The organism is Halobacterium noricense (genome assembly GCF_021233435.1).
Lineage (GTDB): Archaea > Halobacteriota > Halobacteria > Halobacteriales > Halobacteriaceae > Halobacterium > Halobacterium noricense.
Genome location: NZ_CP089468.1, coordinates 1140002 through 1166184 on the forward strand (window position 1 = coordinate 1140002; position 26183 = coordinate 1166184).

Here is a 26183-nt window from a genome sequence, read left to right on the forward strand (position 1 = left end):
GGCTGTATCTCATGACCCGGACAAACCATTTCGACAGTCGTACCCTGGCAAGGAGCCATTAAAAACACACTGTTTCGATGAAACTCCGGATATCGGTGCGAAACCGCCCTGCACTATACTTTTCTGCCTTAGTTCGAATTTCTCGATGGTTCCAATCTTTCTGGACAACAGATCGAATCCCCTCCGCGACATCCTCAGGTATTGGCTTGACAAGGACCCCAGTTTCTTCATCGACCTGATTATTCGTATTTGGCTCGTCGACTCCCACAACTGGTGTCCCCGCTGCCATGTACTCGATTGGTGTGATTCCGAAATCTTCTCGTTCAGCCAGAAATACACCGGCGACACTCTCTTCGATCGTCCGTCTAAGCGTTGCGTCGTCGACGTATCCGAGAATCTCAACGTTCGATGGAGCATCACGTTCAACTTCTCCACGAAGCGGCCCATCTCCAATCAATTTGAGCGTATATTCTGGGAGCCTCCGCATCGCATCTACAGCAACCCTCGGCCGCTTTCGCTCTTCAAGTCGACCCACCATCACCAATTGGTTCTCCGTACGGTTAGCATCTGGTGAAAAGGCTGTAACGTCGACTGGTGGCGGAATTATCCGGTCTACTTCGCGGTTGTAATGCCGAAAAACCCGGGTGGCAGTCAGTTCACTATTCGCAAGTAGGTGAGGAATAGCAGAGGTTTCAACCCGATCAATCGTCTTAACGAGGTAGGAAAACAAGCCGCCGGTGAACCATAAGGATGCGAGGGGTGGGTGATGAGTGTAATGGACATGGACCTGGTCGTCGTAAGGCTGGAAGAATTTTGTTGCCGGACCACTTGTGACGACGACATCGTATTCACGCAAATCTAGGTTGAGCATCGATCGAACAGTTCGGATGTCGTTTAATGTTCCACTTCGTGATGTAGTTCGTATAATCGAAACCTCGTTCGGGATTTTATCGGTCCACCAATCTCTATCCTTTCCGGAAAACCCCACGTAAAGATCGGCATCAAGGGCCTCGGTGGCTTCAGTTACGACTTTAACCGCCCCCCCTGGATGGATGGTTCCATCGTGAACTACTACCGCCTTCATTATTTAGATATCCGGTTCCAGTGGTGCTAAAGCCATCGGTGCCAAGAGGGAATTCGGATAAGACGGAACTGCTTACTGAAAATCACGAACGAACGCCTACAACCCTCAGCAAGACTATGGTTATTTCGGGGCATTTGAGAAGCAGCGAATATCTTTGCTCGGGAATGCGGATTTACAGTAACGAGATTTTGAGTTGCTTAGTTCTTGGATGAGAAATCCACACGTTGGGGCTTCTGTGTTGGACCGTCCTAATCTACGGTTCTCGACGCTGTGAGCTTAGTAGATTCGCTTAGGGTCATCAATATCTACGGTGAAGTTGTCCTTTCCAGAGGTTCGGGCGTTGCGCGTGGTATGACATGGCGTTTGTGCCTGCGATGACCACGTTCATTTGTTCGTACTGTCCTGCGGGACAGTTCTATGTGGATATTGCAGGCAATGCAAGACCTCTTGGTGACGCCCCTTTTGGAGCATTACCTAGGATCCGTGACGTACTTCTCGGGAGGTCAGATACTACGGGGGATGCCAGATGCAGTGTCGGCAAGTGATTGAACTGTATATTGAGGCAATCGAGTCATATGCCGAGCGTTAAGATTTACTCCAACCTGGTGAATCGGATAACTACTTTGAGGCTCTGTCGGTTCCGACTGTCCACTCAAAATTACTGGTGGCTCTAGGAAGCCGTTGTACTTCCGGTAGTTAGCCCGCGCAGATACTGTCCCGGTTCTGTTTGTACCCTCTGTGACAGGCTAAATCAGCCGCTGAGTAATGCTAGCGCTGCTGCTGTCAAGCTTTGGTACGCGAAAGAAAATACGGGTGAGTTAAGTGACCGCCTTACGGGCGGTCAGGTCGTATTGCGTTAGTTCTGGCGGAGTGCCAGCAGGGCAGCACCGAGGACGGCGATGAGCGCGATGCCCATGCCGAAGCCGGGGATGCCGCCGCCGGACTCGCCGGAGGGTTCCGTCGTCTCAGCTGCGGTGGTCGACGGAGCTTCCGTGGTCGACGGAGCTTCCGTGGTCGACGGAGCTTCCGTGGTCGACGGAGCTTCCGTGGTCGACGGAGCCGTCGTCGTCTCTTCGACTTCCTCGACGATCTCGATGTCCTGACGGTCGGTGTTGTCACCGTCGGAGGCTTCGAGCGTGTACTCGCCAGGTTCGACGTTCGCAAGATCCATCTCAACGGACCACTGACCGTCAGTGCCCCATTCCTCCGTGCTTGCGAGCGTCATCGAGTCACCATCCTGGTCGAGGAGCTCGACCGTGATGGTGTTGTCGTCGGGATTGCGGTTCGTCTGCCCCTCAACTGTGAGGGTCCCGCCAGCCTCGACACCATCAACCGATTCGATGGTGGTGAGACCAGACGTAAGACGGATGTTCTGGGTGACGATCAGGTCGTCGCTGGCCGTGTCGTCAACCGTATTCGCGAGGATGCGGTCACGGACCTGATTGCCCGTGCTGGAACCGCTTCCGTAACTCTCGATCTGATCCGCGAAGTCACTCACGGTATTCTCTTCGAGACTGTAGTCTTCACCGAAGGTGTCGTCGCGACCAGGCGAGATGAGGTGCGCGGAAACCGTCCCTTCACTCAGGGGGTTCCCGTTCCTGTCAACCAGCTGGATGTCTTCCTTGTCGAAGGTTCCGTCGTTATCGACGGAGACCGTCTCTGCGCCCACGTTCCCGCGGGAGTCGACAAATGCGGCGACGAGAGTGTCCTGACCGGGTGCGGTCCCTTCGACGTCAATCTGGCCGTCCTCCGTCGCGATCTGGCCGTTGTACGTCGTGAACGAACCGTTCAGCTCCGTGTCAGTCACCGTCAGCGAGGACGTGCTGCTGATACCACTGTTGAAGTCGGATGTCGACAGGGTATTGTCGACCTCGCCGTCACTATCATCGTCAGTGTCGGCGTCGGTCGCGTCAATCACGCCCAGACGGTAGGTGCCCGGGAGCGAAAGCAGGTTGTTGCCGTAGTCGCCCTCGGAGATTGTGACGTCCTCCTCTTCGAAGGTGTTGTCGCTGTCGACTTCGATCGTCCGATCACCGTCGATGCGGACGAGCTGGAAGTCGTTGTTGTCGCGAGCGTAGATTGCGACTTCGTTGGTACCTTCGTTCGCGGTACCGTTGACGTCAACTTCAGAGCCAACGACGTACGCACCGGAGGGACTGTCAAGCGAAACGTCGCCCTCGGTCACGTCGAACGACGTATCGTCGTCGGTTTCAGCGTCAGCGAGCGGGTTGGTGCCGGAGTCGGAGAGGGTGCCGTCATCTGCGTAGCCACCGGAGGCTTCGTAGAGGTCGATGTCGACGGACGAGTCATCGAGGTACTGCGTCTCGATGGACCCGACACCGTTGCCGCCGTCAATTTCGACGATTCCGTACGTGTAGTCGATGTCGTCGATGCTATTGACACTGGAGAGGTCATCACCAGCGGCGTAAACGTTCCCGTCAGTGTCGACGATACCGGTTTCGCTGGTGTCACCGACGTTCCGCATGATGTTCGTGATGTTACTCACGGAGACATCACGGAAGTCGCCGGAGTCGATCGTGACTGCGTGGAAGTTGCCTTCCGGGCTGTTTTCGATGGTGTACTGGAGGTTCTCACCCTGCACGACCTCCTCAGACGCCAGGCTCAGCGTCGATGTCTGCGAGGACGAAATCGTCACGGAAACCGTCTCCGTGGCGTCCCCGAAGTCGAGGTCGTCAGCGCCCTCGACGGTGAACGTGTACTCACCGGCGTCAACAGCATTCGGGTTGATGTCGATGCGACCGTCGCCGTTCATCGTGTCGGTGTTATCGACGATTTCGTCGGTGACATCAAGGCCGTCTTCGTCTTCGACGGTCAGCTCGATGTCTTCAGCGTTGTCGTAGTTGTACTCGACGTAAACCGAGGCGTCCTGCTGTTGCGTGTTCAGAATCCCGCCGCTGACGTCAGACTCGGCGTTGTTCTGGACTTCGAGCGTCGTCACACGCGGCGTCGAGACGGTCAGGCCGCCGTCACCGAAGGGAGACGGACCGTCGTAGGTGCCCGTCGTCTGGTCTTCGGGGATCGGCATCGCGAGCGGGACGCCCTGGTCGGCGCCGCTTGCACGCTCGAAGCTACTTGCGCTCACGTCGTTCACGAACTCAAGGTCACCTTCACCCTGGTAGACGGTCGAGTTCGGACCGACGGTCTCGTACTTGCCGTCGCCGACGTCAACGTCGTCGGAGCGACCGTCTGCCGGGCCAGTCGACTCAATAACCGTCACCGCGCTGGAGCGGGTGGCAGAGGACGTACTGTCATCGTTTGCGCCAGAGTCTTCAACGGAAACCGTCAGGTCAGAAGAAGCACCAGCGCTAGCAGCGGACGCGTCGATGACGGCACCATCAACGGTGATCGTGCCGGCGTCGACACCACTGCTGTCGGGCTGCAGGTTGAACGTGATTTCGCCGTCAGTGTTCACCTGCTCATTCTGGCTAATCGAGACATCGTTACTAACCTGAACCTGGTTAGCGTCACTGAATTCGAAGTTAGCGGCGTCAAGGGACACCGTGAATTCGACGGTTTGACCGGAGTTGTCCGGGTTCAGGTTGCTGATGTCGAATGTGACATCCTCTGTTTGCTTGGTTGTACTCAGATCAATGTTGTTCTGCCCACCAACCTGGATGTTCTCCGGACTGGAGGCATTTGCCGCGGCGGCAGTTCCTGTGAACGCGATGCCGGCTGCGAATACGGAGCCGATCATCAGCGCAGTCAGGAAGACCGCGCGGAGCTTATTTGTTGTATCAGTCATGTGTTGTCTTCGTGACTGGATCGGTTCCAGTCGGACCAGACGACAGCTTCCACCTGATTCCGCCGAAACGGTGAATCGGGGGTTTTCACAGCCGCCGTTCGGGTAGGGGTACCCGAATCTAAGTGCATCCGTTGGTAAATGCTTTCTGTATTCTGCAGTCGCCGTAGCTACGACATGAAGAGGATCCGAGGCAGTATCGGCGAACACTCGACGCCATCGAATGCGGTGTAGTGACCTCATGTGCGCCAATATCCACATAGTGGCACTGCTTCCTTGCTACTCCTCTTGTCAGTTAGTATGTTTTCCCGTTCGCGTGCGAAGCATCCCATACTCATGACCGCGACCTAATACATAGTTTCAATGTGGATGCGAGTCAACCCAGCCTATAATGGGACGCATGAACGCGGGACTTCTGCGTATCTTCCCGGTTATTGCCTGCTTGTTCGTGGTTGCGGCGGGGATTCCAGCAGTTGGGGCGGCACCCCCAGCCCAGGCAATCGAACACTCAGAGCAGGCAACCGAGCACGAAGTTGATGCGGGCGCGCACGTGAACAACCAGCAGTCGACCTCCCCAAATATCTCTGTGACGGTGGCTGGGACGCAGCTCCCCGCTGGGGGTGAGCGCACAACGACGAATAACCCGCAGTTACACTTGGATGTCACGGGTGATGCACCGATTGAAATTATTTCCGTTCGTATCGATGACGAGACCCGCCGGTCGTACGTGCCGAATGCTAGTTCATTTACTGAGCAAACGACACTCAACTTGGATTCCGGGACGCACGACCTCTCCATCGTCATGCGAACGACGACCGGGACGACGACGTATTCCGCGACCGTTACAGAAGATTCGGCAGCGCCACTCTTGACGTTCGAATCACCGATCTCTGCAGGATTCGTCGGTGAAAACGGAAGCTATGAGCAGTTAAACAACTCATACACGCTAAATCAATCTAGCGTTGAGCTGAACGCGAAGATACACGACCAGTCAGACGTCTCTCGTGTTATAATTGAGCAGCGGTACAGCTATCAGTATGGTGGCAGCCCAGAAGATTCGACGACTCGCATCGAGATCACAGAGCCTAACGAAACTCTCTCGCAACATCTCCGTCTCGGCCCGGTCCAGCCGGATGTGGGTAGTGGTGTGAATACGCTGCGAATCGAACTTCGTGACGAATATGGCCACATTCGTGAGTACGAAACGCAGATCCGTGTAGAGGATGATGCACCACCAAATATTTCGGTGCTTGAGCACCACCCGGTTGCAACGCGTTCCGCCGTTCGAATCAACGCCACAGCCCAAGACCGAGTCGGCTTAGCGTCAGTCGGGTACCGCGCTGGTCCGAAGAATGGCTCCGGGCAACAGTATTTATACACAGAACGACAGCCGACTAAACAAGCCGTCAATCGGATCGTTACTCCGACAGTAGAGGTCCGTGATGGGACGAAGAATATCACGCTTATCGCTACCGACCACGCTGGCAACACAGCGATGCAAGAAACATCAGTTAACTATACAGAGCTTGTCACACCTGAAATCCGGTTTAACCGGTCGCAGTCCGGATCAGTTGGTCCCCGGACGATTCAAGCTGCAGGCGAGGTCTATGATGGACAAATCTCCCGCGTGCGCGTAGAAACGTTAACACCAGATGGCGACACGATCGATATCAACTCCGTCTACAGCGGCGGCGTGACCGAGGCTGTCTCCTTCGAGGAACACCTTGATGCTGAATCCTACCCCGCAGCGGTTCGCGTTCGCGTTCTCGATACAACAGGCACTGAGCATACGAAGACCATCGAATTATCACAATCCGAGCCGATTGACGACCCCGCCCAACAAGAGGAAACAGAGACGGCGACAGTCGGTTCAGTTTCGTCTCCCGACCCAATTGCCCCCGTTCCATCACAATCCGGCTCACTCCCGCAGCGCGTTCTCTCATTCATCAGCCAGCACGCTCTCGCACTCGCCCTGCTAATCTCGCTGTTGGCCGCTGTTTTCGCCTTCCAGCAACGACGAAACTAGTCTCGTCGTCAAGAAACGTGCAGGATGCGGCGGGTCAGCCCCGAAGCGCCTCAACAGGCGAATCATTCGCTGCTTTCCACGCGGGGTAGAGGCCACTGATCACACTCGCACCAACCGCGAACGCGAATCCGTACAGGAGATACCGAGAACTCTCCCACGCCAACACGGCCATCGCGTCGCCAGTGAGCACACGAAACAGGAGGAAACCAACGCCTAGCGAGCCGAGTGCGCCGACCAGTCCACCGAGTACACCGAGGAATGCGGCCTCAGTCAGAATCATGCGGAGGACCTCGCCACGACGAATGCCGACCGCCCGAAGTACACCGATCTCACCGCGTCGTTCGATCGTACTCATTAACATCACGTTCAAGATCGCGACGCTCGCGACGAACAACGAGATTGACCCGATTCCGAGGAGTGCCAACTCAAGCGTATTCATGAACGTGGTGATGCCACCCTGGATATCAGCGCTTGTCTGGATGCTCAGCAGTTCTTCTTCATTCCGCCCGTCCGTGTTGAAATGGGCGTCAAGCCGATCACCGATCGACGTGACTGCGTCGCCGCCTGCCGCGACAACCGTCACCGAATCATACTGGTCTTGATCAGACAGTGCTGACAGCGGCAACACGAGCTGCCCACCACCGAATCCAAAGCCACCGTCAGACTCAATCAATCCCCGAATCCGATAGAGCTGGCCATCGTACTCGACTGGGTCGCCAAGTTCAAGCCCCAGTTCTTGGGCCGTACTATTCGAGAGTAAGGCTCCGGTCTGCAATCGGTCTGGGACCTCACCCGAGGAGACGTCATAGAGTTCGCTCGCCTCCGTCACTCCTGTGACGCTCACCCGGACGTCCTCCCCTCTCGAAGAGACGTCGGTGTCGTTTGTTTTCTGCTCGACGACCGCGGCATCGGTGACAAGACTCTCTATTTCGTCGAGCTGTGCCTGCGTGACGCCGTCCTCGGGACTGTCATCGCCGGCCGTGATCGTTACCTCGTTGGCGATGTCCCCCAACTGGGAGGTTGCCTGTTGGTTGATCGCGACACCAGCCATGCCCAGCGACGCGATCGAAATCACACCGATGACGATGCCGAGTGCCGCGAGGGCGGTTCGAACGCGATTTCGGCCGAGGTTGCGCCACGCCATCAACACGCTCGGAAATCGCGACAGCAGACTCATGACTGAATCACGCCATCCACGATGCGAACGACTCGGTCTGAATACTGCTCTAGCTGCTTGTCGTGGGTGATTGCAACGATCGCGATGTTTTCCTCGTCTTTGAGCCGCGTCATCTCCTCAAGAATTGTCCGCCCCGTATCTTGGTCGAGGTTGCCGGTTGGCTCGTCAGCGAGCAGAATATCGGGCTGGTTGATGAGCGAGCGGGCGATTGCCACGCGTTGTTTCTGGCCACCAGAGAGCTGTTTTGGCGTATGATCGAGCCGATCACCAAGACCAACCCGCTTCAACAACTCGATTGCGCGATCATGGCGGTCAACGGACGTATCCCACATCGAGGGGAGCTCGACGTTCTCGACGGCCGTCAGCATCGGGAGTAAGTGGAACGACTGGAAGATGAAGCCCAGTTCCGCTCGTCGTTCCTCCGTGCGTTCGTCCTCACTGAAGTCAGTAACATCCCGCCCATCAAGGAATACAGATCCGGCGGTTGGTGAATCCAGTAACCCGATCATGTTGAGCATCGTGCTCTTTCCGGAGCCGGATGGACCGACAACAGTAACCATCTCCCCCCGATCGGCGTGGAAGTCGATGCCCTTCAGGGCGTCGACGGTTTCAGCGCCACTCTGATAGCGCTTGACGACATCCTCCAGCTGAATCACACTCATTGGACACGCCAACGGTAGATAACTGCCGCCAGCCCAACGAGGAGGAGTGCCCCGACCGCAAGAACCGTCACCGGGAGGCCACCTGACGTATCGTTTTGCGGCGGCTGCTGGCGGGCCGCATTTCTATCGCTGCTCACGCGTTCGGACACATCAACGGGAACCACCTCCGAGAATTGCTCCCCATCGACGGAATAGTTGACTTGCACCGGGAGTTCGTCAACAGTTGATTCGGCAGTAACCGTTACTTCGAACGTCGCGAACTCGCTGGTTTCGATGGAGCCGACGAAGTAACCCCCGTTTGAGGACAACCCCTCAGTAGGCGCAACATTGATGAGTACGGAGTTTGCATCACCACTCCCTAGATTTGATGCATCACCACTAATCGTGTATGCCGTTCCCTGAGCAGTGGTCTCAATCCCGGTTAACGCCATCTCCGCGGCTCGCTGTGGATTATACCGCAGAGTTGTATCCGTCGTTCGGGGCTGCTGTTCGTCGGTAAGCCGATACTGTGCACGAACCGTGACCGCTCCCGCGGGGATATCACCGCCTTCGAAGGAGACTGTCTGTGACTGGCTCCCGGAGATGTTTGACACCGGTGCGCGATCGACAATTTCGCCATCGGCACGCACCTGTACCTCACCGGATTCAATCGCCACAGTCCCATACTGCGTAACCGTTGCTGCAATTCCCGTTGAACCGTTCACCGATTGCGCTTTGGCCGTGACCCCGACGTCGGTTGCACGTTCTTCGACCGTAATGTAGACCGATTTCTGAACGACGAACACGCTACTGTCCGGATTAGTGCCACGGGCCGTGACCACAACTCGGTGTGTCCCAGGATCTTCGAAGGTGTGTGAAAGCGGCACTTCAATCGAGTCGCCACCGCCGAGCCGGCCGAGATTATCTGCAGAATTGAGCTTGGACTGGCCACGAACACTCACTTCAGTTAATCTCGCATTCCCACCGGCCGACTCAGAGTTCGTAACGGTCGGCGTGATAATAACTTCTGCATCAGTGGTCGGTTCATTCGGGGCAACTGTAATCTCACCAATCGTGACTGATGCATCGGAATTGGGTGTCGATTGAGCCGCTGTTATCGGAGCAAACGCTGCTGTCGAGAGTAGCACAACTATCGCGACGAGAACTCCCATCCGGTGGGCCTTGTCAATCATGCATGCACCTCACGGGGGTATCCTCGTTTCGGGAGGTGGGCGGGACCAACATACGCTGTTTACGTAGTTCCCACTGAAATGTATTGTTCAACCTCACCCAAGCATTAGCGTGCCGTACGATTGGGGCATTAACGCACCAAATGAAGATAATCCTATAATTCAGTCTAGTGTTGCCCAGTTCCTCCTTCAAGAAGAGTTTCACGGAGATATGCGTGAGTCGCTTTGCGAACCGGCTCTAAATCGATTGTTGTCGTGACTCGACGGAGCAGCACTCCCGTAGCAAGCGTCGTGAGCACCGCTGCAACATGGTCTGCATTCACGTCACGAAACGCGCCCTCGTCAATCCCACGCTGGATGATATCCGCAATATGGTTCTGGTGGAGCTGGTCGATCTTCGTGACCTTCGCTTGGTATGCTTGGGTGTGGGCAGCCTGTGCTCGGATTTGAATGAAGACTTGAATCGTCGCTTCGGACGGTGGCGATAACGTTGGCGACTCCGTCGACGTCTCCTGTCCGAAGACGACTTGGTCGATAAATCGCTGCAGTTGCTGCAGTGGCTCCGTGCCATCTGGCTGAACCGTTCGATATTTGATTTCCTCGATAACGTAATCGACGAGCGCCAGGAGGAGACTGTCTTTGTCCGAGTAGTGGTGGTATACAGATGCCTTTTGGAGGCCGACTTCGTCCGCAATTCGGTTCATGGACAGGCCACTATAGCCGTGTTGCTGGAGAACAAGAAAGGCCGCTCGGAGAATTTCCTCTCGGGTGTCTTCGGGAGGTCCCTCGAATGGACTCTCGATATCCATAGCTGGATTTTGCGTAGCGTAGTCTTTGGGCTTGTGGGTTGGAAGAGATGAGAAGATTGATTGTCTCCCGACCGTTCGGTAGGCATGGGTTTGATGAGAACTGTACTGTAACTCAGTAAGTACGATCCGTCGATTGTAGCGTCATGCGAGTGTATTTCAGGTAGCCTGCATTGTAATGAAGGGCCGCACGAACTACAGAGGGATCCTCACAGGGTGGGAGGTAGCAACATATCTGTTGGATCGTCGAGCCGAGCATACGTATGGAAGCATTAGTGACGATGAGTATAACCGAACACCGCAGACCAGTAGGTTGATAATCGCCCACTGGGGACTGATTAAATGATTAGTCAACAGCAGTCGTGTTTGACCAACACATTCGCCCACGAATTACTACCAATGAAATCCATTCAAACCACCAGAGTTAGCCCATGAGTACGAATCGATTCACAACTGTCATCGTCGTCGCACTCACGATTAGCTCCGTCCTGATTGCGGGGGTTCCTGGCGCGGTAAGCGCCCAAGAATCCGGCCAAGTAATCGGCCAGCCAGACATCTCCTTCGCAACGGCAACTGGCGAAGTCACAGCTGGCACAACTGACCAGCTCAGTGTTTCGGTGACAAACCGTGGTTCCATCGATAAAGGCGGCCCATCCCAATACGAAAACCGCGTAACAACTGCCCGTGGGATGACGATGAGCTTTGACGACAGCAACGCACCGATCGATGTCCAAGCCGGTGAACTCTCAATCGGCAACGTCCCAACTGGATCCAGCCAAGTAGATGTCCCTATCACGATCGCCGAGGATGCTGACCCTGGCACATACACGATCCCGGTAGAATACGAATACCAGTTCTCTCGGTCCGTGGACTATGACGCATCCGGCGCGGATTACAGTGACTTCACGCGAACGCGTACCGGGTCAATTACGGTCGCGGTAACTGACGACGCCCGCTTCGAAGTGGTCGACATCAGCGGCACGGCCCAAATCGGCGATGACAGTGACGTCTCAATGACGCTACGAAACACGGGCGCAGAAATTGCTCGCGGAGCAACGGTCGGGGCAACCTCTCGTAGCAACGCATTAACCTTCGATTCCGGGGGTCCAAGCGCAACGTCCTATGTCGGTGACTGGGAAGCCGGCGAGACACGGAACGTGACCTACGGGATCTCCCTCGCGCCTGATGCGGCGCAACGTGGGTACACGCTCGACCTCACGGTCGAATACGAGGACACGAACGGAATCAGCCAGTCATCAGAACCGATGACAGCCGGCGTTGACGCTATCGACGAACAAGCATTCGCGTTCAGTGAGGTGGAAACCTCACTTCGTGTCGGTGAGGACGGCGAAATCACTGGAACCGTCACGAACCAGGGCCCACAGCCAGCAAATAGTATCGTCGTCCGCTACGCCGACGAGTCCACGACGATGGTTCCGATCGAAGAGTCTGTTGCAGTTGGGTCGCTTGACGCGGGCGAGTCCGCATCGTTCCGACTGCCGATCGAAGTCACGAGTAGCGCTGAAGCAAGCCCGAACTTGGTTGACTTCGCCGTTGACTACCGGAACGCCGATGGTGACCGGCGAACGTACGATAAGCTCAACGTCCGTGCTGATGTCGCGCCCGAACGCGACCAGTTCACCGTTGAGCTCGCCGAACAGACGATCGAGGCGGGTGGCTCACGGACGATCTCCGTCGACGTGACGAACAACCTGAACGAGACCGCGACCGACGTTGAGGCGCGGCTGTTCGCCGACGACCCACTCGATACCGGTACTGCAGACACCGGCTACATCCAGTCTATGGAGCCGGGCGAAACCGTCACGGTGTCCTTCGAGCTGACGGCGGCGTCCTCGGCGACACCGGATAAGACCTACCCGATCTCCTTCGACTTCCGGTACGACGACCAGCGCGGGAACAGCCAGTTGACGGACACCATGCGCGTCCCGATCGACGTCGTGGAGAGTAGTGGTGGCGGTCTTCCGATACCGCTAATCGTCGGTGCAGTCGTCCTTGTCGGGGGGGCTGCAGCAGTGCTGTGGTACCGGAGGCAGTAACTGATGGGAACCGGAGACCGGATTGAGGCGGCGACGAGACGCCTCAACGACACGATTGTCTCCCGCCCGCGGGCAGTCGTGTTAGCGTTTCTCGTCGTCACAGCCATGTTTGTCGGTGGCTTCGGGCTGATCTCGACTGAAACCGATTCGACCGAATCGTTCACTGACGGTCTTGAAGCACAACAGGCGCTCGATGCGGTCAACGCGGAGTTCGAGGACCCATTCCAGCCGGAAATGGAGTCCACGCAGCTCATCCACACCGGGGATAATGTCCTCACAAAGGAGGCGCTCGTTCGAAACATTCGCCTCCTCGAAGAGATCGAAACCCGCGAAGACCTCCGAATGGCGTCGGCTACCGGCCCCGCAACGGTTGTCGCTCAAACGATCGACCCCTCAGCGACCACCGTCGCTGACCAGCGCCGCGTCCTCGAAACAGCATCGGCAACCAAAATCCGGCAAACGATCCGCAGCCTTTCAGGCAATTCCCGGTTCACGGGCGTGATCTCGGAGGACTTCAATCCGACATCCGTGTCCGCGACAGCGTCAATCACATCCGTCTCCCACGACGTCCCCCCGGGGTACACGGATGATGATCTGACTGCGACCCAGATGTCCATCCAGTCGCTTGCAAGTAGTGAACCCGGGGATATTCGCGCGTTCGGGACCGGAATCACGAACGCGGAGATGAGCAACGTCATCGGCGACTCGCTAATTATCGTGATGCCGGTCGTCGTCATTCTCCTGTTGGTCTTCCTGATCGTCGCCTATCGCGACCCGATTGACCTGCTGTTGGGGTTGTTTGCCCTGTTGATGACTATCATCTGGACGTTTGGGTTCCTCGGCTACTCCGGAATTCCATTCAATCAACAGATGATCTCCGTCCCCGTGTTACTGCTTGCAGTCGGGGTCGACTTCGGGATTCACATCATCAACCGCTACCGTGAGGAAACCGTCCAGGGCTTCGAACCGGTTGAGGCGATGCGGACAGCGAACAACCAGTTGATGATCGCGTTCGTGATCGTCACTGTGACGACCGTGTTCGGGTTCGGCGCGAACGTGATCTCGGATCTCGGCCCGATTCGGAACATGGGCATCGCGTCAAGTGCAGGGATCATTTTCACGTTCCTCATTTTCGGCCTGTTCCTTCCTGCGGCAAAGCTTGAAGTGGACAAACTCCGGGATCGGTGGGGCGTTCCCGAGTTCAATTCGAACCCGATTGCGTCGGAAGGCTCTGCGCTCGGCCGTGCACTGTCGCTGCCGGCTGTTGTAAGCCGGTACGCGCCAACAGCATTCGTCCTCGTCTTACTCTTAACGGGCGGTGTTGCCGCGACGTACGGTGCCGGCGTCGACACGTCCTTCGAGACGGAGGACTTCCTTCCACCCGAGGAACAACCAGGGTATGTGACAGTGTTACCGGAGCCGTTCGCGCCCAGTGATTACACTGTCGCGGAAACAACGAACTTACTCGAAGAGAAATTCGCAACGAACCAAGACCAATCGGTGACAATATACTTCGAGGGGTCATTTGAGGAAGATCACGCGCTCGAAGCGCTTGCCAGCCCGAATGATGAGCCACCCGAAGAGCTCGCCGTCGGCCCTGGTGGCGGGGCACAAGCACAAAGCATTCTCACCGTTATTCGATCCCACGCCCAGCAGAACCCCGAATTTGCCAAACTCATCGCACGAAACGACCAGAATGATAACGGCATTCCGGATCAGAACCTCGAGCGGATCTATGATGTGCTGTTTGCGTCCAGCGCCAGCGAACAAGCATCACGGTATCTGACTGAAGACCGACAAGCAGCCCAAGTCGTCTATTCGATCGACTCCGACGCCTCACAGTCAGCAGCTGCCGATGCAACCCGGCAGTTTGCCGAGGACTTCCGGTATCCCGCAACGGCGACCGGACAAGTTGTCGTGTTCGATGCCGTGACGGGGATCATCTTCGCATCCGCGATCGAGGGATTGGTGCTTGCTATCGGCTTAACAGCGATCTTCCTCGTGATTGCCTACGGGGTGTTAGAGCGGAAGCCGATGCTTGGCGTTGTGAACGTGTTCCCCATCCTCATCTCGATTGCGTACCTAATTGGGACCATGCGATATCTCGGCATGGCGCTGAACGCGTTAACAGCGACCATCCTCTCGATCTCAATCGGGCTCGGAATTGCGTATTCCGTCCACACGACGCATCGGTTTATCGACGAATTCAACGAAAGTGCCGACGCACACATGGCGATGGTGCGCACGCTTTCGGGGACTGGTGGTGCGCTGTTAGGCAGCATGCTAACCACCTCTCTCGGTACGGGTGCGCTTGCACTCGCCATCACACCCGTTCTCGGTGACTTCGGGCTTCTGATGGCGATCAGTGTCGCGTACTCGTTCATCTTCTCCATCGTCGCACTCCCGCCCGCAGTGCTGCTATGGTCGCGGTACCGCAACAGCGAGCCACTGGCAATACTGCGATCCCAGTAACCCCCGTCTGGGATTCACCGCACGCGAAGAGCTCACGAACATCTGAACGCGATTCAACGCAGTCGCGACGCGCCCTTACGCCGTAGAGTGAGATTGCGAATATGTTGAGCACAAGCGTGAGTGCGAAAGCTCTCACTTTATGGCGGTCCAATAGGGCCACGACGAAAGCTGCCAGTGTAGCGTCGAAACCGAGAAGCTACGCCGAGTGCGTGAACGTCCCCGTCTCGGCTATGGGTTCGAGGCTGACAGAGACGCAACCGCGACATGGAACATGCTTGTTCGTGAACTCATCGATATCGGTGGAATACTCCGAAAACCTGCGGTTGTCTCTATAAAACACGTCCACCAAGAAGCTCTGCTTCGCAGAGCCGCCAAAGTCGTGAGCGTGCGGGAACCGTTCGCAGTTCAAACGGGGTGGGATTTTGAACGCAGGCGGAAGCGTGAGTCCCTACGAACGCCTTACTGCTAGAGATTAGTAGTTGATGTAGACGCGGATCCAGGTGGCCGCACTGTTCCAGGGATCGGCCGCGCGGTGACGTTGACTTCAAGCGTCGTGCCGTCGTGCATCGTTGTGACACTGTACTCGCCGGCTGGACTCAACAGCCAGAGCCGGCCGTCATTGCCAGTGTTGCCGAGGGCTGTCCCGTTTAGCAATACGGTCGTATCCAACGGGTCGCCGCGCTCATTCTCAACCTGCACGAGTAGCGGGCCGCCGGCGTAGGTTCGGGACGTAGACAGCATCGCGCTGGTTGTGGCATGTTGGCCTTCGATCTCGATGGGAAGTTGGGCGAGCGTCTGCCGGTGGTTCTCCGCGTAGACGCGCTCGGTCGTCGTGTCAATATACGATGAAATCTGGCCGTGGCCGTAGTTCGCCGTGTAGTAGAAGGCGTACCCGCTGCCGCGGGTCTCGATGCTTGTCGATGTCGAGTGATTCGACACCCATGGGTACTGTCGCTGGATGACCGACGGCGCGTCGGAGATGTCGCCGCCGAGGGTCTCCTCAACGTTGTCAGGGCGGACGGTCTCGCGGATGTAACTGCCATCGTCGATTGTCGAGAGCATGACGCCGTCGCCTGCAGTCACGTGGACGCGAATCCGATCCCGGTTGCCTTGTAGGACGTCCGCGACGCGCTCGCGAACCGGTCCCTCGACGGTCGCCAACTGCGCTCGGAGGCGGTACACTTGGATGCCAAGTTCGGAGAACCCGTCGTCGTAGGCGTACGTGTACAACGATTGTAGCGTGGATGACCCACCGAGTGATGCAGAGAGGCTACCGGCTTCTGCGTGAATCACGCCTAATCTGCGGACGTATTCGTCGGCCGTGATGTCACCGTTGATGTACGCCCGTTGGGCGGTCGTCGCACGAGCACGGAGCGCGTCGACGTGGTTGGCGGCCTCACTGATGGCATTCTTGAGGATGGTGCGGCGAGCGGACCGGTTGTCGGTTGAGTCGAGTCGCTGCGCAACTGTCCTGCGTTGAAGGTCGAGGGAAAGTGCTGTGTGGCCCGTCTGGAGCGTGCTCATCACGGACGTGTTCGGTTCACTGTATTCCGCTGCGTCCGCCTCGGCCAACAGGAGGACGCGGGCGGAATTAGGAGACGTGCCGACGACCGGGTCATCACCAGGTTCAACGGGTGCGGCAACGCCACCACCGACGGCGAGCGACGCCGTCGCGGCGGTAACCACGAGGAGGACGGCGGCGAGGGCGGGGCGGACGCGGGACATAGGAACGCGTTCGCCCCCGGTCGATAAAAACGATGCGGAGCGACTATTCTCGCCCTTTGGCAGGATGGTTTTGGTTGGGCATTTGTCTCCCTGTTCACGGAGCCATAATTCAGGCGCGAGAGTTTGGGCGCCAGCAGTGCCGGGAGTGATGTCCGGGCGTGAGATTGTGCCTTGTCCGCCCGTAAGAATATCAGCCCCAGCGCTCCACCACCCAGATATGCACGTCCAAAGGCGTCAAGCTGCCCTCGTCAGTCTCGTGGTGATCGGAACGGCGATAGCTGGGGCAGGTCTGCTGGCAGTGCAAGCGACGGCAAGCCAGCCAACGCCGCAGGTGGTGGACGTCGCTGCACAGTCGACGAATATTTCCGATAAAGCGCCGCGTGGACGGTGGAATCCGGCAACAGGCTCAGGGGAACTGATTCTGGACAATCGGAGCTATTACACCGTGTTTCAGGGTGAAGATGATATCGAGGTCTGGCGGAACACGGAAGGCGAAGTAGTCTCGGGCACGCTGCTTGAGGGGGAGTCGGGAGCGAGTGAAGGTGAACTGCTTAATCTCGCCAGTTCTATTCCAACTGACCAGACCGTCGGGCGGTACTCGTCGTCGGACCTTACAGTTCGTGTTCAAGAGCCTCGCATTTCGGAGGTGACGCTACGGAACCAGAATGGGGTTGAGATGGGTGCGGATGCCGCGATTCCAACCAATAACCCCGTGCTGGTGACTGCGGATTGGAATTATGCGCAAGCTGAGGATATTCAGATCGACGTGGTCAACCAGCGCGAAGGCATCACGATTGAGCACGAAGTGCTGTCCTCTTCGCCGTCGGACGCCCAAGCGGCTGAAATCCCTGAAGGCGTTCCAGAAACGACCCTCAGCAGAGAGACCCAAGGTCTTGGCACGACAGGCAACGACACTGCCTACTGGCTCTTGGACTTCGAGAATGTGGATGATGGAATTTACACGGTCCGCATTAGCGGTGTGGACAGCTTGACCGCCGACGATGCCAGCTGGACGACTGGACTGCATGTCAGTGGAACTACATCCTCCACGACGACGGTTGCTCGGACATCAACGACACAACAGCCGGAACCGACACCGGCAGAAACAACGCTTACAAGCACCTCTGCACCCGAGCCAACCCCCGAAACGTCCACGGAAACAATCTCCACACCAATCAGCGAGACACCGACAGCAGCGACCTCGCAGACCACGACGGACGTAGATGGACCCGGGTTTGGTCTGACTGTCGGCCTCATAGCCGTTCTTGTCGCCGTGACCGCCACAATCTTCAGTCGACAGTGACTTCTCCACGACTCCAGTCGTGGGCGTTCTCCGTACCGGGTTCGTAAGCTTCCCCCGCTCTATGGGCAGGTTTTTGGGGATTGTCCGTTTCAGTTGATGGGCGTTCCACAGGCGAGTCGCCCAAAGTATTTACCCAACCAAATACTCCAATCAACTAATCAACTGGGGAGCAAGGTGGAAGTTAGGCGTCCACACCGGAGATGGACAACGACAAGTATTCGGCTACAGTACTCCGGCTAACGTCCTTACTGTGGACGCCCACCGCCCCGTCTCCGAACTATGATACGTGACACACTGCGACCGGTAAACGCGTCCACGATTTTCGTCGCAATACTCCTAACCACCGCGCTTTGTCTCCCATTCGTCGGGGCCGCATCAGCAACGATCACGCCGGCAGCCACGCCTTCGGACTCGTCGACGGCGACCCAACAGAAGCAAGCAGCCAGTCAGGCGGTGGCCCAGCCGCCAATTAAATCTATTGCTTCCCGCCAACCGATCATCGCTGGCGCTACGCGTGATAATCACTCAGGAATGGGTTGGAGCCAAGACACCTACGAACAGCCAGCCGGTGATATCGTCACCCTCACGCTTAATCTGACAACTGCAGGGTCTGCAACTGGGAACACTTCTTCAGGTCCCGCGGTCCGTAACGACGCTTACGTCCAACTCGGGAGCGTCACAACCGGATTCATTGACGTGCTCCACGTAGTCGACAGCGATAACGACGGGGAAGTTACCCTCGCGATTAACACGCGAACGCTCGGAACGAGTGATAGTCTAAGTGCCACAAATACCGAGCTTGTGTACCACAGTGAGGGCGATCAAGTTCAGAGCGCCGTCCACGGTCGCTTGCCTGATGGCGAGGCTGCACCGACATTTCTCGACCGGGACGGTGCCCAACTTGGAGGGTTTAACGCGTACCTCGAAGCGCTCGGTCTTATCGATGGCCAGACAAACGATCGTGGAATCAACCAACTACAACAACCACTACAGCCAGGAGCATATCCGGTTGTTGCGAGTACGGGCGGCGAGTTCCAGGTCAATGACACGGAGCAAGCACCAACGACGGCAACAGAGCCAGCGGTCGTGTCAAAGTCGATCTCGCCCAAGCTTGGCGAGGCAACGATCACGTTAACGAAACCGGGTATTGATGGCGTCACAGTTCAGGCGGCACCAGCGGGACCCGCAAATGGTGTAAGTAACCAGACTGCACTGGCGCAATCGCTCACCGAACAATCCTCCATTACGACCGCGGATCGCCTAGTGATCACCGCCGACGCAACGGGCATCTACGGTCATCTTGTCGCGATCGAAGGCGAGTTTGACGCGCTCACGACTGGTATGTCCCCGCGTACGCTCTCACAACTAGAAACACGGACGGGCGAGGGGGTACAGTTCGCGATAGAAGCACGCGAAGGCAGCGTCGTTCAGGGACCCGGCACGAGAGACAGTATTGAGTCGCCACTCGAAGTGGTCGATCTTTCAGCCGTCGATCCATCGGCCGTGTCCGTGTACGCAAACCAGTCCGCCGGCACCCTCTACGTGGTCGTGGATCCACGAGCGATAAATGACCTCAGCGTCGGCGAGGCCGAAGGCCGAGCCTTCTCCGCATCACTCGCGTACGAGACAGATGCATCGGAGCCGTTCCGATTCGACCGGGAAGACCGGAATATCCAGACGTACTACAGGGGGTTACTCGGCGGAGCCGGCGGGGACGTTAACGAACCAGCGTTCCCGTATCTCGCTCCGGGTGAACAGGCTGCCGGGACGACATCATTCACCCTAACGAGGCCACAGGCCCGCTTTGCGAGCAATCGGAGTGATACGTCCGCCGACCGACTGCTGCTCGAGCGGTCCGCTAACGTCACGATCCGCGGAACGACCAATATTGCACCGGGTACAGAAGCGACACTACAGGTTAGATCCTCAGCGTCGAACACCGCGTTATCCTACATTCGGGAGTCTACCGTAACCGTCGCAGCCAATCACACATTCGCCGGTACAGTCGACGTGTCAGCGTCTGCTGTTGGTGATACGATCTCCGTCTCGTTACTCGCTGATGACGCGCAAATCGCTTCGACGACCGCGGAAATTGTCGCGCCACAGAGTCCGACCGGAATGAACATGACAACCGGTGAACGGACGGCGTCCGAGACGGAGACTGATGCGACGGCAGAATCTGGTGGCGGTGTGCCAGGGTTCACACCGTTGGTTTCACTAGCTGCGATTGTCGCGCTCCTCCTCGGTCTCTGTGTGCTGCACCGAGCGGACCGTTAACCGCAGCCAGCACAACCTAGTAAGAACGTTCGCTGTGCTACTCGCTAGTGATCAGGGAACCACTGAGGGAATTTTGAGAGGGGGTTCACCAAACGACTCGGCATTCACTACTGATTATCTCGGCGTCGAGCTGCAAGGACGGTAGCTGCGATAAACGCGAGAATCGGCAGACTTACCGGAATACCGAATAACTCGCCGAATGGCATTTCGACGTTGTGCGTCGGTCGGCCCTGGCTGGGAGTCGTTGTGGCGTTCGTCGGTGTCGTGGTCGATTCCTGCGCTGTTTTCGTCGCGGGAGCTCCTGAATTAGCGTCCGTTGTCGTTGTTGGGGCCGTTGGCGGTGTCGTTGTTTGGGAGTCTGTGGCTGTTGCAGTCGGGACTAACAAACCACCGGAGCCTCCGCCGCCAGACGAACCGCCGCCGATAGGCGAAGTCGTTGACGATTCCGTTGTGCGCTTATTGGACTCAACAGTCACGGTAAGGGCGTCCGTTCCTACATTTCCAGCGGCGTCCGTGACCGCGAGACGGACCGTATAGTCCCCCGGTTCCGCAAACGCTGTCGTCACGTTCTCGCCACTCCGCTGCGCCCCGGCAACCACCCATTCGTAATCGACGATTCGCGTCGTCGGTTCAGCGACGTGCATCGGGCTGAAGGACACATTCGAACCCGCGTCAGCAGTCTGATTCTCCCCAACATCAACAGCGGGCGGTTCCGTATCAATAACGACCTCGTTGGTCGTGTCGCTGGCTACGCGACCCGACACACCCGAGACGGTCACGTGGACGCGTCGCTGCTCGGTCACGTTACTGACCGTAACGTCAATCGTCGCTTCGTACGTCGAAGCATCGATTGCGTTGAGGGCAACCGATCCTGCGCCGAACGCCGACGCATCTGCGGTAACGGAGTCGGCGGCCGAAGAGACCTCCGCCGTAATTGTGACGCGATCAGTCTCGTTAACGATCGCGTTCTGATCGGTTGTATCCGTCAGTGTCGCGTTCGTCAGCAGTGGCTCAAGTGTCGCATTCGCTGTGAGGGTATCGTCGTGGATCTGGTCGTCAGTGGCCGTCGCGTCGGTGAGCGTCACGTTGTAGTTCCCTGTTGTGTTCGCCTCATAGCGGCCAGTGTACGTGTACGTCGGGGCGGATTCGTTTGTTGAGAACGCATCGACGGTGAGGGTATCGGTTTCCGCGCCCGCAATCTCGACTGTGACGGCATCCAGCGTATGCGTTGTATCGAACGAGAGGTTTAGGTCGCCGTTTCGCGCAGTTGCTGTGAGGTTCGTGACGTCGAAGGGGTCACCGAGCGTCGCATTCGCAGTAAGATCGGGCGTGGCAACATCACCGTCCGTGGACTCGGCGCGCTCGAGTGTACCGTTGTATGTGCCGATTTCGGTGGTCTCGTACGTTGTCTCATAGGTGTAATCGTCGCCAGCCACGTTTTCTGTGAAGTTCCCGTAGTTGAGCGTCGTATTCGGTGGTCCGTCGATGTCGACAGTAGTTCCACCCAGTTGTTCGCTCGCGTTGAAGGCGACGTGGATACCATCCGTCTCGTTCGTCAGCGTGAAGTTCCACACGTCCAGTGGTTCGTCTGCGATTGCCGAGTCGGTGAGATTCTCGTCGTCAACCTGGTCATCGTCGGAGGTCGCCTGCGTGAGCGTGACGTTGTACTCGCCCGCTGTACTCGCGTTGTACGTACCCGTGTACACGTATGGAGAGTCCGAACTAGACGTCGAGAAGTTATTGAGATCGAGAGTGTCGTTTTCGGCGCCGCCAATATCGACGGAGGCTCCTGAGAGTTGGTCGGTGGCGTTAAACGAGATATTGATAGCGAAGCCGTTTGCGGTCGCATTCAGGTCGGTGACGTTGAATCGTGTGTCGATGGTCGCATTATCCGTATACTCGGGAGTTGCGGTGTCGCCATCAGTGGCGGTCGCAGAGTTGAGGATGGCCGTGTAGTTGCCATCCATACCCGGGCGGTAATCGCCAGTATAGGTGTAGCGGCCATCAGTAGTGTTCTCGGTAAAATCAGTCAAGTTGAGCGATTCACTGTCGGGGCCGTCGATCGTAACATCCAGCGAACTGAGGTCGCTACTCGAGTTAAATGATGCTTGTAACGTGCCCGAGTCATTCACGAGGGTGAAGTTTGAGAGCACAAGTGGGGCATCCTGCACCCAAGCGACGCCCGCCTCGGCGTCTGCCGTTCCACTCACAGCATCAATCGGCCCGGTCGATTTGTCGAGCGTTACATAGTACGGTTCGTCGTTCTGGCTCGAATTCAAGAACAGGACTTCTAGGTTAGAACCATTCACCCAGTCGACCGCTGCTACCGGCGATTTTGCTGCACTTCCGTCCTGCATGAGTGTTTCTGGGCTGCCACTCCCGTCGACAAGCGCCACGTTATTGCTACCCGTAACGATCGGAATCCGCGCAGTCCCGTCGCCATCGAGGTCCCGTGGCGCACCGATACCATGTCCATCACTGCTTCCAACTCCATTCGTGTAGAAACTATTCTCGACACCGGATTGGTTGTAATACCCGATGTTCGAGCCATCGGTGTAGACGACTTCCGGCGTTCCATCACCAGTGACGTCCCCAACGCCAGCGACAGCTTTCGTCGCGGTGTCCGCACCATCCAGTATTCTGGTTGTGTTGTCTACGATGTTGGCGGCCTTCAGCACGCCGTCCGGCGTGGAGTAGTAGACGCTGTCTTCGCCGTCTTCGTCGTGATCACCGATTGCAACCTTCGCTTTCGATTTGTCAGCGTCCGTTGTCAACGTCATCATCTCACCAGTCTTATCGACGATCTTCAGGTGATTATTGCTCGTCACGTACGGAATTTCAACGTATCCATCACCATCGACGTCCTTCCCAGCGCCGATTGCGTTAGCGTTGACACCGAGATTGATCTCACTTCCAGCCTTCGTGACGAGCGTTAGATTCTCACCGTTCACGTACGCGAACGTTACCGTTGAGTTAGTGTCCCCCGACTGTGCTGACGCGCCAGCGACTGTTGACGCCTGTAGCCCAGCTCCAACCGCTAACGCAGTGATGACCGAAAGTACCCCCAGGATGACCGCTGATTTTCGAAGACACCCACCCACTCGCATATTAATTAAATTGGACTAGAACACGGAAAGGCGTTATCGCCGAAAACACCTGTTTAAAGACTTGTGGCCGGCAAATACAGGGTTTCTACAGTCTCGGTTAACATCCTGAATACAGAGGAGACGTACCGGAAATATCGCTACTTATCCCTCCACATTGCGGTGAAAAACCTAGTGTTGGTGCTCTATTCGACTGTGGCGCAGTCGAAACACCTTAGCCCACTCGTCGGTGTTTGCCTTACTAATGACCGACGTGCGCGAGGAGACAGCCGCCCTCCTCGACAACCGACCGGGGCTCGCCGACGACCTCCGGACACTCGTGGACGTCGATCGCGAGCAAGATGTGTGGACGTTCGACGAGACGCCACTCGACTCCGGAACATTCGGGGAGCTCGTCTCCCGTGGCATCGCTACCGAATCCGAGAATGGGTATCGCCTCGCGGACCGTCACGCCGTTCGCGTTGCGCTCGGTGACGCCGAACCCGAACGAACGCCCGACAGCGCGACTGCGGGCCTTCGGGAACGATTCGCCGTCTCGAATATCCCGGGGCATGTGCTTGCGGCCGTTGTTGGCTGCCTGCTCGTTGTCGTCGCATTCCGCGTATTTGTCTACCCTCGCGTATTCCGTGGGGAACACGTCGTCCTGCTTGGAAACGACCCGTACTACTATCGGTACCTCGTCTTCTCGATGCTGGACTCCGGTGCCGGCACCCTCGATGTCCCGGCGCAAATTGCGACCGGCGAACCCCTGCTTGTCGCGCTTCTCGTCGCCGTTACGCGAGCGTTCGGTGGAAGCACAAGTGTCGCGGAACTTGTGCTCGCCTGGTATCCTGTCTTTGCCGCAGTTGGGAGCGCGATTATTTGCTATTTCCTTGCGGTAACCCTCTCTCGTGACCGCCGGGTCGGCCTCGCATCACTACTCATTCTTGCGGTGTTACCTGTCCACGGCTACCGGACTGCGCTCGGCTTCGCCGACCACCACGCACTGGACTTCCTCTGGCTTGGCGTCGTCGCACTCGCTGCCGTCCGCACACTCCCCGCGAGGACGAAGTTCGAGTGGCGGTCGCAGCTCCCGTGGGCTGCTGTCCTGGCGGCTGGGATCGCTGCCCAAGCACATTCGTGGAACGCTGCGCCACTGTTGTTCGTGCCGTTCGTCGCCTATGCGGTCGTGCGGAGCGCAGCTCTCGTCCGCTCCGGGGATTCGCTACGTGCGGACATCCTCCTCATCGTGGGCGTCGGTACCGGGGGACTGCTCGCTGTTGCCGGCCACTTGGTGCTTGGCTGGCAGTCCCCCAACATCGTCGTGCCGCCGATCCTTGCGGCTGCAGCGATGGCGTTTGCAGTCGGAATGGCAGCGCTCACACGCCGACTCGACTGGCCTGCCTGGGTGGCTTCCGTCCTAGCGGCCGGGAGTGGAGTGCTCACGCTCGGAGTTGTCGTCATGATTGAACCGTCGTTCGGGGCCGAACTCAGCCAGGAGTTCTCCCGGCTCGTCGGAATGTCTGGCAGCAACATCGTTGAGACCCGGTCGTTATTCAGTACTGACTACGGACTGTTGGCGGGCCCAATCTTCTTCTATGGAACCGCGTTGTTGTTCGCGCTCCCTGCGGGCGCGTGGGCGTTCTACGTAAAATTCGACAACCCGCGATGGTTGCTCACCGCGTCGTACGGCCTGGTGTTGTTCGGACTTGCGGTGACGCAAGTCCGGTTCACGGGTGAACTCTCGCTGTTCGTCGCGGTGTTCGCTGGATTCGCCTTCGTCTACTTCCTCGCTGTCGTCGACATTACGGACCCACCGCAGCTATTCGCCGACAGCACCCCCCGCGAAGCCGATGACCGTGCCTTGCGCTCGTTCACGCTACCTGAGCGCCGCACGCTCGTCTCACTTGGGTTGGCGTTCCTGCTGGTCGGTGGGCTTGGGACGATGATGACGCCCCTTCGCACGAACACGATCGTACCAGCTGACGACACCTACGAGGCGGCGGCGTGGATGGAAGACGAAGTTCAGTCCCCGGAGTGGACGAGCGACCAGCAGTACGTGTTTAGCACATGGGGACAGAACCGTCTCTATAACGCGTTCGTCTCCGGCGACTCCCGGAGCTACGGGTATGCACGAACGAACTACGAGCAGTTCCTCAACGCAACGAATAGCCGAGGGTGGTATGAACGGCTGCGTAACCGGGCAGCCTTCATCGTGGCTGACGAAGACTACGCGAGCGGGTATGACGCAGCGAAGCTGGCTTCGCGGCTCGCTGACTGGGGGAGCGGTACTGGGCACTACCAGGCGGTGTGGGCTGGCGGCTCGAAAACGGTCTACACGCTCGTCCCGGGCGCGACCATCCGTGGGACGACTGACGCGAACGCCACAGTAACTGTTACGCACGAGGGGGCGGTGTCAGGGCAGCCGTTTACGTATGAACGGACGACAACAGCGGCGGCGAACGGCACATACACCGTGCGCGTTCCCTACGCTGGCGAGTACGATATAGCCGGAACGGCGGTCGAAGTCCCTGAGGACGCAGTTCAGAACGCGCGACAAGTAAACGTATCCGCGGCCTGAA

14 protein-coding genes are annotated in these 26183 nt (G+C 57.5%); 6 read left to right on the forward strand and 8 right to left on the reverse strand.

From position 1 onward, the window contains the following. Window positions 1-58: 58 nt before the first annotated feature. Entirely contained in the window at window positions 59-1084 is a 1026-nt protein-coding gene (locus LT974_RS06275; RefSeq protein WP_232589859.1) for a glycosyltransferase, read from the reverse strand. Window positions 1085-1940: 856 nt separating this feature from the next. After that, window positions 1941-4847 (reverse strand): HVO_2072 family ArtA-dependent S-layer glycoprotein, encoded by a 2907-nt coding sequence (gene csg, locus LT974_RS06280; RefSeq protein ID WP_232589860.1) that lies wholly within the window; start codon window positions 4845-4847, stop codon window positions 1941-1943. 388 nt (window positions 4848-5235) lie between these two features. Between csg and LT974_RS06285 the strand changes: the two genes are divergently transcribed. Beyond that, window positions 5236-6870: a hypothetical protein gene (locus tag LT974_RS06285; protein ID WP_232589861.1), complete on the forward strand. Its 1635-nt coding sequence runs from the start codon at window positions 5236-5238 to the stop codon at window positions 6868-6870. A 34-nt stretch (window positions 6871-6904) separates the two neighbouring features. On the opposite strand, the gene LT974_RS06290 is transcribed toward LT974_RS06285, so the two are convergent. The 4 genes from LT974_RS06290 to LT974_RS06305 form a co-directional block, all read right to left on the reverse strand. Beyond that, complete coding sequence (locus tag LT974_RS06290) at window positions 6905-8047, reverse strand: ABC transporter permease (RefSeq protein WP_232589862.1); 1143 nt, start codon at window positions 8045-8047, stop codon at window positions 6905-6907. Next, the gene (locus tag LT974_RS06295) at window positions 8044-8709 is read right to left on the reverse strand and encodes an ABC transporter ATP-binding protein (protein WP_232589863.1); all 666 of its coding nucleotides are present in this window, start codon (window positions 8707-8709) and stop codon (window positions 8044-8046) included. The genes LT974_RS06290 and LT974_RS06295 overlap by 4 nt, the downstream gene beginning before the upstream one ends. Further along, window positions 8706-9881, reverse strand: coding sequence for a COG1361 family protein (locus LT974_RS06300; protein ID WP_232589864.1), 1176 nt, complete (start codon window positions 9879-9881; stop codon window positions 8706-8708). Before LT974_RS06300 ends, LT974_RS06295 begins: the two co-directional genes overlap by 4 nt. Before the next feature lie 164 nt (window positions 9882-10045). After that, window positions 10046-10687 (reverse strand): TetR/AcrR family transcriptional regulator, encoded by a 642-nt coding sequence (locus tag LT974_RS06305; RefSeq protein ID WP_232589865.1) that lies wholly within the window; start codon window positions 10685-10687, stop codon window positions 10046-10048. A gap of 428 nt (window positions 10688-11115) precedes the next feature. Here LT974_RS06305 and LT974_RS06310 point away from each other — a divergent pair, with 428 nt between their 5' ends. Continuing rightward, window positions 11116-12741 carry a COG1361 S-layer family protein gene (locus LT974_RS06310; RefSeq protein ID WP_408611698.1) on the forward strand — a complete coding sequence of 542 codons (1626 nt, stop codon included), beginning with the start codon at window positions 11116-11118 and terminating at the stop codon, window positions 12739-12741. A gap of 3 nt (window positions 12742-12744) precedes the next feature. Continuing rightward, window positions 12745-15213, forward strand: a complete 2469-nt coding sequence (locus LT974_RS06315; protein WP_232589868.1) for an efflux RND transporter permease subunit — start codon at window positions 12745-12747, stop codon at window positions 15211-15213. 465 nt (window positions 15214-15678) lie between these two features. On the opposite strand, the gene LT974_RS06320 is transcribed toward LT974_RS06315, so the two are convergent. Further along, window positions 15679-16938: a DUF7094 domain-containing protein gene (locus LT974_RS06320; RefSeq protein ID WP_232589869.1), complete on the reverse strand. Its 1260-nt coding sequence runs from the start codon at window positions 16936-16938 to the stop codon at window positions 15679-15681. 217 nt (window positions 16939-17155) lie between these two features. On the opposite strand from LT974_RS06320, the gene LT974_RS06325 reads away from it, so the two are divergent. Then, window positions 17156-18241: a hypothetical protein gene (locus LT974_RS06325; protein ID WP_232589870.1), complete on the forward strand. Its 1086-nt coding sequence runs from the start codon at window positions 17156-17158 to the stop codon at window positions 18239-18241. A gap of 531 nt (window positions 18242-18772) precedes the next feature. Continuing rightward, on the forward strand, window positions 18773-20518 hold the full coding sequence (locus LT974_RS06330; protein ID WP_232589871.1) for a BGTF surface domain-containing protein: 1746 nt from the start codon (window positions 18773-18775) through the stop codon (window positions 20516-20518). A gap of 107 nt (window positions 20519-20625) precedes the next feature. Here the strand turns inward: LT974_RS06330 and LT974_RS06335 are convergent, their stop codons facing one another. Further along, window positions 20626-23625 (reverse strand): beta strand repeat-containing protein, encoded by a 3000-nt coding sequence (locus tag LT974_RS06335; protein WP_232589872.1) that lies wholly within the window; start codon window positions 23623-23625, stop codon window positions 20626-20628. 241 nt (window positions 23626-23866) lie between these two features. Here LT974_RS06335 and LT974_RS06340 point away from each other — a divergent pair, with 241 nt between their 5' ends. Continuing rightward, entirely contained in the window at window positions 23867-26182 is a 2316-nt protein-coding gene (locus LT974_RS06340) for an STT3 domain-containing protein (protein WP_232589873.1), read from the forward strand. The last annotated feature ends 1 nt before the right edge of the window (window position 26183 follow it).